The sequence below is a fragment of the Serratia sp. PAMC26656 genome, from assembly GCF_016469055.2.
GTDB classification, from domain to species: Bacteria; Pseudomonadota; Gammaproteobacteria; order Enterobacterales; family Enterobacteriaceae; genus Serratia; species Serratia plymuthica.
In genome coordinates this window covers 967696-979846 of the sequence record NZ_CP150486.1, presented here as the reverse complement: position 1 = coordinate 979846, position 12151 = coordinate 967696, and the positions used below count along the sequence as shown (strand labels likewise).

Annotated in this window: 14 protein-coding genes; 4 read left to right on the top strand and 10 right to left on the bottom strand. The window is 61.2% G+C overall.

The genetic code is table 11. The features are described from left to right. Positions 1 to 58: 58 nt before the first annotated feature. The 9 genes from uraH to JEM67_RS05130 all read right to left on the bottom strand — a co-directional run bounded on the left by uraH (position 59) and on the right by JEM67_RS05130 (position 7339). Positions 59 to 394, bottom strand: coding sequence for a hydroxyisourate hydrolase (gene uraH, locus JEM67_RS05170; RefSeq protein ID WP_013811619.1), 336 nt, complete (start codon positions 392 to 394; stop codon positions 59 to 61). Then, positions 387 to 887: a 2-oxo-4-hydroxy-4-carboxy-5-ureidoimidazoline decarboxylase gene (gene uraD, locus JEM67_RS05165; RefSeq protein ID WP_199636654.1), complete on the bottom strand. Its 501-nt coding sequence runs from the start codon at positions 885 to 887 to the stop codon at positions 387 to 389. The genes uraH and uraD overlap by 8 nt, the downstream gene beginning before the upstream one ends. Further along, a complete protein-coding gene (gene hpxK, locus JEM67_RS05160) occupies positions 887 to 2143 on the bottom strand; it encodes an allantoate amidohydrolase (protein ID WP_199636655.1) in 1257 nt (418 codons plus the stop codon). Before hpxK ends, uraD begins: the two co-directional genes overlap by 1 nt. Further along, positions 2143 to 3384 (bottom strand): pyridoxal-phosphate-dependent aminotransferase family protein, encoded by a 1242-nt coding sequence (locus JEM67_RS05155; protein WP_199636656.1) that lies wholly within the window; start codon positions 3382 to 3384, stop codon positions 2143 to 2145. Before JEM67_RS05155 ends, hpxK begins: the two co-directional genes overlap by 1 nt. Positions 3385 to 3430: 46 nt before the next feature. Continuing rightward, positions 3431 to 4174, bottom strand: coding sequence for an amino acid ABC transporter ATP-binding protein (locus JEM67_RS05150; RefSeq protein ID WP_004949026.1), 744 nt, complete (start codon positions 4172 to 4174; stop codon positions 3431 to 3433). After that, positions 4155 to 4811 carry an amino acid ABC transporter permease gene (locus JEM67_RS05145; RefSeq protein ID WP_013811615.1) on the bottom strand — a complete coding sequence of 219 codons (657 nt, stop codon included), beginning with the start codon at positions 4809 to 4811 and terminating at the stop codon, positions 4155 to 4157. The genes JEM67_RS05150 and JEM67_RS05145 overlap by 20 nt, the downstream gene beginning before the upstream one ends. Next, the gene (locus JEM67_RS05140; protein ID WP_004949021.1) at positions 4811 to 5476 is read right to left on the bottom strand and encodes an amino acid ABC transporter permease; all 666 of its coding nucleotides are present in this window, start codon (positions 5474 to 5476) and stop codon (positions 4811 to 4813) included. Before JEM67_RS05140 ends, JEM67_RS05145 begins: the two co-directional genes overlap by 1 nt. Positions 5477 to 5488: 12 nt before the next feature. Further along, the gene (locus JEM67_RS05135; RefSeq protein WP_197912127.1) at positions 5489 to 6280 is read right to left on the bottom strand and encodes a transporter substrate-binding domain-containing protein; all 792 of its coding nucleotides are present in this window, start codon (positions 6278 to 6280) and stop codon (positions 5489 to 5491) included. 219 nt (positions 6281 to 6499) lie between these two features. After that, positions 6500 to 7339 (bottom strand): MurR/RpiR family transcriptional regulator, encoded by an 840-nt coding sequence (locus tag JEM67_RS05130; protein ID WP_013811613.1) that lies wholly within the window; start codon positions 7337 to 7339, stop codon positions 6500 to 6502. Between the two features lie 144 nt (positions 7340 to 7483). On the opposite strand from JEM67_RS05130, the gene JEM67_RS05125 reads away from it, so the two are divergent. From JEM67_RS05125 to hpxZ, 4 genes are read left to right on the top strand one after another with little or no spacing between them, the layout of a single operon-like run. Further along, the gene (locus JEM67_RS05125; protein ID WP_199636657.1) at positions 7484 to 9070 is read left to right on the top strand and encodes a gamma-glutamyltransferase family protein; all 1587 of its coding nucleotides are present in this window, start codon (positions 7484 to 7486) and stop codon (positions 9068 to 9070) included. A 24-nt stretch (positions 9071 to 9094) separates the two neighbouring features. Then, positions 9095 to 9286, top strand: a complete 192-nt coding sequence (gene hpxX, locus JEM67_RS05120) for an oxalurate catabolism protein HpxX (RefSeq protein ID WP_199636658.1) — start codon at positions 9095 to 9097, stop codon at positions 9284 to 9286. Beyond that, a complete protein-coding gene (locus JEM67_RS05115; RefSeq protein ID WP_199636659.1) occupies positions 9283 to 10683 on the top strand; it encodes an AtzE family amidohydrolase in 1401 nt (466 codons plus the stop codon). Before hpxX ends, JEM67_RS05115 begins: the two co-directional genes overlap by 4 nt. 3 nt (positions 10684 to 10686) lie before the next feature. Continuing rightward, entirely contained in the window at positions 10687 to 11073 is a 387-nt protein-coding gene (hpxZ, locus tag JEM67_RS05110) for an oxalurate catabolism protein HpxZ (RefSeq protein WP_006322396.1), read from the top strand. A gap of 193 nt (positions 11074 to 11266) precedes the next feature. On the opposite strand, the gene JEM67_RS05105 is transcribed toward hpxZ, so the two are convergent. Continuing rightward, positions 11267 to 12151: a siderophore-interacting protein gene (locus JEM67_RS05105; protein WP_013811608.1), complete on the bottom strand. Its 885-nt coding sequence runs from the start codon at positions 12149 to 12151 to the stop codon at positions 11267 to 11269.

Sequence of the window (12151 nt, the reverse complement as noted above, 5' to 3'; positions counted from 1 at the left end):
GGGTGATTGAATCCGGGAGCGCGGTACGCCGCGCCCGAGGGTACGTCAGTGGATCAGATCAACTGCCGCGGTAGGTCGAGTACGAATAGGGGCTGATTAACAGCGGTAAATGGTAATGCTGTGCCGCATCGCCGACGACAAAATCGATAATCGCCGTGGCGTACAGCGTGTCACGCCGGCCTGCGGCAAAATAGCCGCCGAGATCGGCATACAGACGGTAATGTCCGGCGGTCAGGCCATCCGGCGTCAGGTCGCGCGCGCGGCCGTCTGCATCGGTATGGCTTTCGGCCTGCATCCGCCACTGCCCGTCGTGCTCTCTCTCCAGCCACACCCGCACGTCTGCCGCGGGTTTACCGAGTGAAGTGTCCAGAATATGGGTGCTGATATTACTCATCGCTCAGTAACTCCTTAAAACGCAGCATCACGATTTCGCGCAGCTGTTCGGCGGTTTCCCGCCGTTCCTGCTCCGCATGGTTATTCAACCGGCGCTCCAGCTCACGCAATATAGCCTGGCCATCGCGGCAGGCGGCGCGGATCAGAAACACCTGACCAAATCGCGCTTCATAACGCCGATTGCCTGCCAGCAGTGCTTCGGTCAGCGCGGCGTCCTCTGTATTGACCGCCGCCTGCTCTCGTTGGGAAAACTGCGCCTCGCGGCCAGCACCGTTGGCGCGTTCACCGATGCGTGGATGCTGCGCCAACGCCCGATTGACGTCCTCCTCCTGCCAGCGCTGTGACGCCTGCCGGGCAAACGCCAGTGCGGCATCAATGCCGGCGAACGGCCGGGCGGCAATCACCGCCGCGATCCAGGACGGAATATCCACGCAGGGGCGCAGCAACCGCTCAACTTCCAGCGGCGACAGCCGGTTAAACGCTTGCAAATCCATCAGGCTTCCTCCCAACTGACAACCGTCTGGCAGTAGGCCTGAATCGCCAACGCCACATCGGCGTGAGTGACAGCCTCAGCCGGATGGTGGCTGATACCGCGGTCGCAGCGCACAAACAGCATACCCACCGGCCAGCAGGCCGCCACGGCTATCGCATCGTGCCCGGCGCCGCTCGGCAGCGCCATGCTGCGGCCTTGTACCTGCATCACGCCGTCCTGCCAACGCCGTTGCAAATTTGCATCACAGGCTGTTGCATTTATGCGGTAAAACTCTTCGCTGGCAAAACTCAACCCCCGGCGCGCGCAGATCGCCTCAGCCTGTGCCAGCAATTGCGCCAACAGCTCGGCCAGAGGGCCATCCTCCGGGCCGCGCACGTCGAGCGACAGTTTTACCTCGCCGGGGATGACGTTGACCGCTCCCGGCAGGCTTTCGATTCGGCCAACGGTGGCCACCAGATGCGGATCGCAGGCCGAGGTGATCGCCTCGACTGCCACCATCCATTCTGCCGCCGCCGCCAGCGCGTCTTTACGTTGCCCCATCGGCACGGTGCCCGCATGGCCCGCCTCGCCGGTAAAGGTGCAGTTGAGCCGGCGAGCGCCGTTGATTGCCGTCACCACCCCCAGCGCCAAATCGGCCGCTTCCAGGCAAGGCCCCTGCTCAATATGCAGCTCCAGATAGCCGCAGATATCACGTTGCGCACGCTTAGCCTCACCCACCGCCGCCGGATCCAGCCCAAACTCGCGCAGCGCCTGCGCCATGCTGATCCCCTCGGCATCGGTCCGTTCCAGCCACTCGGCAGGCCACTGCCCGGTGATACCCCGGCTACCCAATAAGGCAACGCTAAAGCGGGTGCCTTCTTCATCGGCGAAGCCAATCACCTCCACCGCCACCGGCAAACGCCGCTGCTGCCGATGCAGATGCGCCACCACTTCCAGTGCGGTCAGTACGCCGAGCATGCCGTCATAGCGGCCGGCATTGCGCACCGTATCCAGATGCGAACCCAGCAGCAGCGCCGGTGCGCCTGGCGTTTGGCCTTCGTAACGGCCGCAGATATTGCCGACGCTGTCCTGATGCACAGTCATGCCAAGGGTACGCATCCAGTCGCCCACCAGTTGGTTGGCGCGCCGATGTTCCGACGACAGATAGACCCGCGTCAGCTGGCCCGGCGTGGCGCTGATCGCCGCCAGCGCATCGCAGCGCGCCATAACGCGAGCCGCCGCCTGTTCCGCCTCCTGGGCGGTTAACAGCGCCGCCATCAGCGGATCCCGGCGTCGTAGGTATTCCAGGCCGCCTGCAAGGCTTCGCCCTGCGTGCTGGCGAAGCCCAGCCGGTTCAGTACCGCCTCCAGCGCAGTCAGGGTCTGCAACACGCAGTCTTTGCGTGCGTTGTAACCCATGGTACCGATACGCCAGATCTTGCCCTGTAGCGGGCCGAACGAGGTGCCGATCTCGATGGCGAAATCATTCAGCATCATCTGACGCACCTGCTCGCCGTGAACCTGTTGCGGGATCACCACGCCCAGCACGTTGTTCATGCGATTATCGAGATCGCCGAACACCGCCAGCCCCATCCCCTGAATGCCGGCCAGCATCGCCGCGCCGTTCAGTTTGTGGCGGGCGATGGTATTTTCCAGCCCTTCTTCCAGGATCACCCGGGCGCACTCGCGTGCGGCGAACAGCATGCTGGTGGCTTCGGTATGGTGGTTCAGCCGCTCCGGGCCCCAGTAATCCATGATCATGCCGAGATCGAAATAGTTGGAGTAGATCATCTCGTCATCGCCGTCGGCATGGTCAGCCGTGCGAATGCCCTGCTCCACGCATTTACGACGGCGGACGATCTCTTCAAACTGCGGACTGAGGGTAACGGGCGAACTGCCGGACGGGCCGCCCAGGCATTTCTGCAGGCCGGCGGATACCGCGTCCAGCCCCCAGGCGTCGGTTTCCAGCGGGTTGCCGGCGAAGGAGGCGGTGGCGTCGGTGTAGAACAACACGCCGTGACGGCGGCAGATGTCACCCAATTCTTCCAGCGGCTGCAACAGGGTGGTGGACGTATCGCCCTGCACCGTCAACAGCAGGCGCGGGCGCACCTTCTTGATCGCGTCTTCAATCTGATCGGCGCTGAACACCTCGCCCCAGGGCACCTCGATGGTGTGCACCTCGGCACGGCAGCGGCGGGCAATCTCGCACAGCAGATGACCGAAACGGCCAAACACCGGCACCAACACCTTGTCGCCGGGGCGAATCGAGGAGATCAGCATGGCTTCAATACCGGAACGCGAAGTGCCGTCCACCAGCATGGTCCAGCGGTTTTCGGTGCGGAACAGCGCACGGTACAGCTCCATCACCTGATTCATGTAACCGGTCATCGCCGGATCGTACTGACCGATCAGCTGGCTCGACATGGCGCGCAGCACGCGCGGATCGGCGTTGATCGGCCCCGGCCCCATCAACAGGCGAGCCGGCGGATTAATCTGATCGAACTGGGTGATATCTAACATGCTCATTCCTTATCAACTTAATAAGTTATTATCCCATTCGCCCCGGTCAGGCCTCTGTCAACCCACGGACCGAAGCGATAAACTGTTTTAATTCCTGCGTTTGCGGATTAGCGAACAGCGTGCGGCTGTCGCCCTGCTCCCAAACCTTGCCCTGGTGCATAAACACCACCCGGTCACCGACCTCGCGAGCAAAGTTCATTTCATGGGTCACCAGAATCAGCGTCATACCCTCTTTGGCCAGTTGCTCCAGCACCTTCAGCACCTCACCCACCAGCTCAGGATCCAGCGCCGAGGTTATTTCATCGCACAGCAGCACCTTCGGATTCATCGCCAGCGCCCGAGCAATCGCCACGCGCTGCTGCTGCCCGCCGGAAAGATTGGCCGGTGAATAGTGCATTCGCTCGCCCAGTCCGACCTTGTTCAACATCTCCTCAGCCAGTTCGCGGCATTCGGCGGGGCTTTTTTTCAGCACCCGGCGCGGCGCCAGCATCACGTTCTCCAGCGCGGTCATGTGCGGGAACAAATTAAAGTTCTGAAATACCATGCCGATGGAGCGGCTGATTTCACGCGCCTGCGAATCGCGGTCGGTAATGGTCATCCCGCCCAATTTGATGCTGCCTTCCTGATACCCTTCCAGTCCATTGATACAGCGCAACAGCGTGCTCTTGCCGGAACCACTGCGCCCGATAATCGAAATCACCTGGCCCATGTCGATATCCAGATCCACGCCCTTCAGCACATGGTTCTGGCCGTAATATTTCTGAACCTGATTAATTGTGATGAGCGGCATGGAATTTCTTCTCCAGATAATGGCTGTAACGCGACAGCGGGTAACACATCAGGAAATAGCCCAGCGCGACCAGGCCAAATACTTTAAACGGTTGATAAGTGACGTTGTTCAGCATGGTGCCAGCCTTGGTCAGCTCGATAAAACCGATGATCGACGCCAACGCGGTGCCCTTGATCACCTGCACCGAAAACCCGACGGTGGGCGCGATGGCGATACGCACCGCCTGCGGCACAATCACCCGCATCAGGGTCTGGCCAAAGCTCAGCCCCAGGCAACGCGACGCTTCCCACTGCCCTTTCGGCAGGGCGGCGATGCTGCCGGACCAGATATCCACCAGAAAAGCGCTGGTGAACAGTGTCAGCGCCAGCGCGGCAGCAGTCCAGGGGCTGACGTCGATGCCGAACAGCGCCAGGCCGAAGAACGCCAGGAACAGCTGCATCAGCAGCGGCGTGCCCTGAAACAGCTCGGAATAGAAGCGGACAAAACGCATCGCCCACTTGCGCTTGCTCAGGCGCAGCAATAACAGCGGCAGCGTCACCAGAGTACCGCCGAAGAACGCCGTCAGCGACAGCAGCAACGTCCAGCGCGCCGCCAGCAACAGATTGCGCACAATGTCCCAGTCGGTAAAAGTCAGCATCAGCCCTGGCTCCCCAAAAAGCGCCGTCCGGCGGCCAGCAACAGCTGGCGCATCAATACCGATAACAGCAGATAAAACAGCGTCGTCACCAGATACACCTCAAAACTGAGGAAAGTGCGCGACTGGATCAGGTTGGCGGCGAAGGTCAATTCTTCGAACGACACCTGCGACACCACCGATGATCCCAGCATGACGATAATGCACTGACTGACCAGCGCCGGATAAATCCGCTGCAACGACGGCGGCAGCACAATGCGCAGAAACGTCTGGCTGCGGCTGAACCCCAGCACTCGCCCGGCTTCCCACTGGCCTTTCGGCGTCACCTGAATACCGGCGCGAATGATTTCGGTACTGTAGGCGCCCAGGTTGATCACCATCGCCAACAGCGCCGCCTGCCCGGCAGTCAGTTTCCAGCCCAGGCTCGGCAGGCCGAACACGATGAAGAACAGCTGCACCACAAACGGCGTATTGCGCACTACCTCGACGTAAATGCCCCAAATATGGCTAAGCAGGTTAGCCTTGCCGCTGCGGATCGCCGCGCCGCAAATCCCCAGCGCGACGCCCATCAGGGTGGCCAACGCCGTCAACTCGATGGTGGTCAGCAGACCGGCCAGCAGTTCGGGCATATAAGGCCACAGAGCGGGAAAATTCAGCTGATAGGTCATCAGGCGCTCCCGTTATGCACCAAGGTTGGCCGGCAGCGGCGCTTTCAGCCATTTTTCCGACAGGCCGTTCAGGGTGTTGTCCTTCAATGCCTGTTCAATCAGCTCATCCACTTTCGCTTTCAACGCCGGTTCACCCAGGCGCAGGCCGACGAAGCACGGCGAGTCTTTCAGCATAAACTTGGCGACCGGCGCTTTGGTCGGGTTCTGCCGCGCGATAGCGCTCACCACCAGGTTACCGGTGGCGATGTACTGCACCTGACCGGACAGGTAGGCCGACAGCGTGGTGTTGTTATCCTCATAGCGCTTGATCTGCGCGCCCTTCGGTGCGGTATCGCTCAGTACCATGTCTTCGACCGCACCGCGCGTCACGCCGACGGTTTTGCCGTCCAGCTGTGCGGCATCACCCAGTGCCGCCTCTTTCGGCCCGAAGACCCCGAGGAAGAAGGGTGCATAGGCACGGCTAAACGCAATCGTCTTCTCGCGTTCCGGGTTTTTGCCCAGACTGGAGATCACCAGATCAACCTTGTTGGTTTGCAGATAAGGCACGCGGTTGGCGCTGGTGACCGGCACCAACTGCAACTTAAGTTTCATCTTGTCGGCCAGATAATGCGCCATGTCGATGTCATAACCCTGCGGCTGCAGATCGGTTCCCACGGAGCCAAACGGCGGGAAGTCCTGCGGCACCGCCACTCGCAGCACGCCGCGCTGCTGGATTTCCTGTAATTGATCCGCCATCGCCGAGGCGGCCTGCGCCATCAGCAAAACCGCACCCAATGTCGCTACCCCGATTTTCTTGAAGTTCATAGATTATCCCCGATGGTGAAGTAATGAAACAAAAGATTCTTTGATTATCACTTTGCAACTAATGTGCCAACCAGCTGCGCGGGGAGCGTTCTGCTTTATTGCCCGTAGTTTAAGGCATCAGGAGGGGATTGCCCCTGCCGCTGCAGCGGCGGAGGAAAGGCATAACATGGGGAAAAAAGCGCACCATCAAAGTGCAAAAGCACCAAAATAGCGCTGAGATCAGCGCTGTTCCAGCTCGTCCAAATCATTATACAGGTCAGCGATCTGATGAATGCGCTGCCGCCCTTGCGCCAACGTCTCGTGCAGCAAAGCGTTACTGAGCAGGTTAGCCAGGCTCATGGCGGCGGAGTAGCTGTCAAAGGCGGAAACGCTGTCAAGCGGCGCCGCCAGATGCCAGTTCGCCAGCGGGATCAACGCCTGCGCCTGTGGTTCGCACACCAGCAGCGTCGGCACCTGTTGGGCCTGCAATTGCGTTAGCAACGCCCGCAACTGGCGCGGCCGACGGCGAAATGCCACCACCACCGCCACATCCTGCGTACTCAGATCGACCAGTTCTTCGGCCAGCGTCTGCCCAGGCTGTGGCACCAGCAACACATTTTCGCGCACCTGCATCAGTTGCTGACGCAGGTGCATCGCCACCGGATAGCTGTTGCGAAACCCCATCAGCACCACCCGCCGCGCCTGGACCAGCGCGGCGATCACCGCGTTGAACTGGTTTGCATCAATATGGTTCACCCAGTGCGTGAGATTGGCCATTTCCTGCTTGTAGTGGCGCGCCAGCAGGGTGTTGCCCTGCACCGCATCGCGGTTATCGGTCAACGGCATGCCGCTCTGGCGCAGGGTACGCAGTTCGTCGCGCATTTCGCGGTAGCTTTGGTAGCCCAGTCGCTTGAACAAACGGCTGACGGTAGCCTTGGAAACGCCGCTCAGGCGCGCCAGCTCGGCGCTGTTGTAGCTGATCAGGTCATCGAAGTGATCGAAGATAAAATCGGCCACCCGCTGTTCCTGCGGCGTCAACTGTGGGTATTCACTGCGCAGGCGTTCATCAATCTGCTTCATCGCCACTCCGGCTGTAACGTTCGTTTCAGCGGAACATAACACGGCCAATCCACCCGCTGGCAAGCAATTATTGCCCCCCGAAAAAATATGGAACGCCTCTTGCTTGTACTGAATCAGATGCTGACCTCAAAAAAGGGCCAAGAAATGATTAACAGCAACACCGCGCCATTGGGCATGGCGGTCACACCGCATCACCTCGCCAGCGAAAGTGCGCTGGCGGTCTTGCGCGAAGGCGGTAATGCGATTGAGGCGATGGTCGCCGCAGCCGCCACTATCGCGGTGGTTTACCCGCACATGAACGGCCTGGGCGGCGACGGTTTCTGGCTGATTGTTCCGCCGCAGGGCGATCCGGTCGCGATTGACGCCAGCGGTGCCGCCGGTTCTCTGGCTACGCTGGATTTCTACGCCGGTGAAAGCCACATTCCGCACCGTGGGCCGAAGGCGGCGCTGACCGTAGCCGGTACCGTCGGCGGCTGGCAAGCCGCGCTGGATTACTCCGCCGAATTGGGCAATGAGCCGTTACCGCTGCCGCGCCTGTTGGCCGATGCCATTCGCTATGCGGCGGACGGCATCCCGGTCACCGCCTCGCAGGAAGCCGCCACCCGCAGCAAGTATCATGAATTGGCGGAACTGGAACATTTTGCCCGCACTTACCTGCCGCACGGGGAAATCCCTCACGCCGGCCAGCGTTTCTGCCAGCCGCAACTGGCAGATACCCTGGTAGCGCTGACCGAAGACGGGTTGGACAGCTTCTATCGCGGCCCACTGGCGCACAGCATGGCAGCAGATATGGCCCGGCTGGGTATGCCGCTCACCGCGCAGGATCTGGCGGATTACCGGCCACGCCGCCGCACGCCGCTGCGGCTGGAGCATCAGAAAGGCGAAGTCTTCAACCTGACGCCGCCCACTCAGGGCCTGGTGTCGCTGGCTATCCTCGGGCTGACCGATCGGCTGCCGCTCGCCGGCCAAAGCGAAGGCGCCGTGGTGCACGGCATTGTGGAGGCCACCAAATTGGCTTTCGGCCTGCGCGATCAATTCATCACCGATCCCCGCCATATGACGCAGGATCCGCAGGCGCTGCTGGAAGCCGAACATTTGAATGCGTTGGCCAAACGCATCAATCCCCACCAGGCCGCCGCCTGGGGGAAAGGCAAAGGCCCGGGCGACACCGTTTGGATGGGGGTGATGGACAGCAGCGGCCTGGCGGTGTCCTTTATTCAGAGCATTTATCACGAATTCGGCAGCGGCGTCGTTCTGCCGCACAGCGGCGTGCTGTGGCAAAACCGCGGCGCATCATTCAGCCTGGATGCCACCCACCTGCTGGCGCTGGCGCCTGGCAAACAGCCGTTCCACACCCTTAACCCGGCTGCCGCACGCCTGTATGACGGGCGTATCCTGGTCTATGGGTCAATGGGCGGTGACGGCCAGCCGCAAACCCAGGCAGCGGTATTTGTCCGCCACGTGGTGCAAGGGTTACCGCTGCAACAGGCCATCAGCGCGCCGCGCTGGCTGCTCGGCCGCACCTGGGGCGAAAGCTCGGACTCCCTGAAGCTGGAGGGCCGTTTCAGCGCAGAAACCGTGGAGTATCTGCGCCGGCGCGGCCATGAGGTGGAGTTGCTGCCCGATTTCAGCGAGGCGGTCGGCCACGCCGGCGCCATCGTTCGTCATACCAACGGCATGCTGGAAGGCGCTTTTGACCCGCGCAGCAACGGCAGCGCCGCCGGCTTTTAGCCATATGTTAAACAGGGGACACCTATGAACAACCTGCCTGCCACCGACTGGGCGGCCTATATCAGCCAGATGGAGGCGATATTGGTCCTGGAAATGGATGACGCGCGCCGCCAGGAACTGCTGACTCAGTTCAACCGCATCGCCGCGATGGCGGAACCGCTGATGACCTTCCCGCTCGATCAACGCCTGGAGATTGCCGGGGTGTATCGCGCATGAATCCATTAAGCGCACTATCGATCGCCGAGATCCGCGCCGCCCTTAAACAGGGGGCGATTTCCGCACGTGAGATAGCCCAGCAAACGCTGGAAAATATCGACACGCTCAACCCTTCACTGAACGCCTATACCCACATCACCCGCGAGCGGATGTTGAGTGAAGCCGATCACCTCGATCGTATCCGCGCCAAGGGGCAAACCTTGCCGAGCCTGGCAGCCATCCCCTACGCGGTGAAAAACCTGTTCGACGTCACCGGCGAAACCACTCTGGCCGGTGCCAGCCTGTTCAGCGACCGCGCGCCCGCCAAACAAGACGCCTGGGCAGTGGGCAAACTGGCGGCACAAGGCGCGCTGCTCTCCGGCATGCTGAACATGGATGCCTACGCCTACGGCTTTACCACCGAAAATAGCCACTACGGCGCAACCCGCAACCCGCACGACACCACGCGCATTGCCGGCGGATCTTCCGGCGGCTCGGCGGCCGCGGTCGCCGCCGGGCTGGTGACCTTCTCGCTCGGCAGCGACACCAACGGCTCGATCCGCGTACCCTCATCGCTGTGCGGCATTTACGGGCTGAAACCGACCTTCGGCCGCCTGTCGCGCAGCGGCAGCCAACCCTTTGTCGCCAGCCTGGATCATGTGGGGCCTTTCGCCCGCCGGGTGCGGGATCTGGCGGCGGTGTACGACGTGATGCAGGGAACCGATATCGAAGACCGCTTTCAGGCGGAAAAACCGATCACCCAAACCGAATCGCTGCTTCCACGCGGCCAGCAGGGGCTGCGTTGTGCAGTGCTCGCAGGTTATTTCCAGCAGTGGTGCAATGACGACGCCAAAGCCGCCGTGCAACAGGTCGCGATGGCGCTGGAGGCCTGCGCCGAGGTTGAGCTGCCGCAGGCTGAACTGGCGCGTTCGGCGGCGTTTATTATCAGCGCCGCCGAGGGAGGCAATCACTATCTGCCGCAGTTGCGCAGCCAGCCGGAACGCTTTGAGCCGCTGTCGCGTGAGCGACTGTTGGCAGGCGCCATGCTGCCCGCAGCCTGGTATGTGCAGGCGCAGCGCTTCCGCGCCCATTTCCAACAGCAAGTGCTGCCGCTGTTTGAACACTGGGATATTCTCATCGCCCCGGCAACGCCGTGCAGCGCTACCCGCCTGGGTCAGGAAACAATGCGCATCAACGGCACCGATCTGCCGATCCGCGCCAGCATGGGCATGTTGACGCAGCCGATTTCGTTCCTTGGCCTGCCGGTGGTGACGGTGCCGCTGAAAACGGCCTCGGGGTTGCCCATCGGCCTGCAACTTATCGCCCCGCCGTGGCGTGAAGATCTGGCGCTGCGTGCCGCCTATGCGCTCGAGCAACGCGGCGTGGCGAGCTGTTCCTTACCGGCAAAACAGGGTTAATGAATGAAGAGTGAATATATCGACCGGCCGGCGGTGCTGGCTGAGGTGAACGCCGCGTTTTATCGCTATGAACAGGCGCTGATCGGCAATGACATTGACGTGTTGGATGAGCTGTTCTGGCACGATGGGCGTACCGTTCGCTACGGCGCGACGGAAAATCTGTACGGCATCGATCAGATCCGCGATTTCCGTCGGCAACGGCCGTCGCAAGGGTTGGATCGCCTCCTGGAGAACACCGTCATTACCACCTACGGTGATGATATGGCGGTTGCCAGCACTGAATTTCGCCGCCCGGGCAGCGAACGCGTCGGCCGCCAGATGCAAACCTGGGCCAAGCTGGCCTGCGGCTGGCGCATCGTGGCCGCGCACGTGAGTTTGATGGCAGAATAAGTCACCGTGCGCAAAAATTGGACAGCATGACGCCATGAGCCACTAAAGATATGGCACCTGAATTCAGGACGTGGCCTATCGATTTCGGCAATAGCGGTTATCTTGTTCTGTATCGGTTTAACGGTGTAACGGTGTAACCGCCGTTATTTTGGCTATTCGCCACCAAAGCGAAACCGGGTATTGATGCCGCGACTCAACACCAGTAAGCCATAAAGTTAACGGTAGAGCGGTCCAGATCGCGCTCGCCGATCAAGTAACGACGCAGCGCCTTCACCGCAGAAGACTCCGCCGCCACCCAGGCATAGAAACCCTTCGCGCCCTCTGCGCGCTCCCAAAGCAGTTCGCCGCCCAGGCTGTTTTCCGTCAACGACTGCGCTTGCGCACGCGCCGATTCAGGAATGGTCACCCGCTGGCGCACCGATTCCACCAGCAGCGTGCCGTGCATCTGCTGATGCCCGACGTCACGCGGCAACCAATACACCTCGGCGAACGGGAAGCGGTCCATATTCAGGCAATCGCTCGCCAGCGGCACCTCAAAGAACGCCTGCACCTGCGGTGGGTTGGCCTGCTGCGCGAGTTGTTCCAGAATGCCCATCGCCGCCGGCACCGCCGTTTCATCGGCAATCAACAACGCCTGCCTCAGATGCGTCGGCGGCGCCCACTCGTAGCCGCCGCTGTCGCCGTCAAAATCCGCATTGGGGGCCACCGCCTGGAGGGCATCCCCCGGTTTGGCATGGGTCGCCCAGGCGGAGGCCGGGCCGTTCACGCCATGCAGCACAAACTCGACGTCCATCTGATTGTGTTCAGTGCGCAACGCTCGCAGCGTGTAGGTACGCATAATCGGGCGCTGCTCTTTCGGGATCGCCATATAGTGGCGATACCAATCGTCGCTGTTTTCCAACCGTGGGATCTGGCCATCATCGGCCGGGAACAGCAGTTTGATGCGCTGATCCGGTGCCTCCAGCTTCATGCGGTGGACATCCGGGCCTTCGAAAACGCAGCGCAGTAAGGAAGGCGATACGTTTTCTTTTACTTTCAGTGTGATATCAAAAATTCGGTAACTTGATGCGCCGGACAT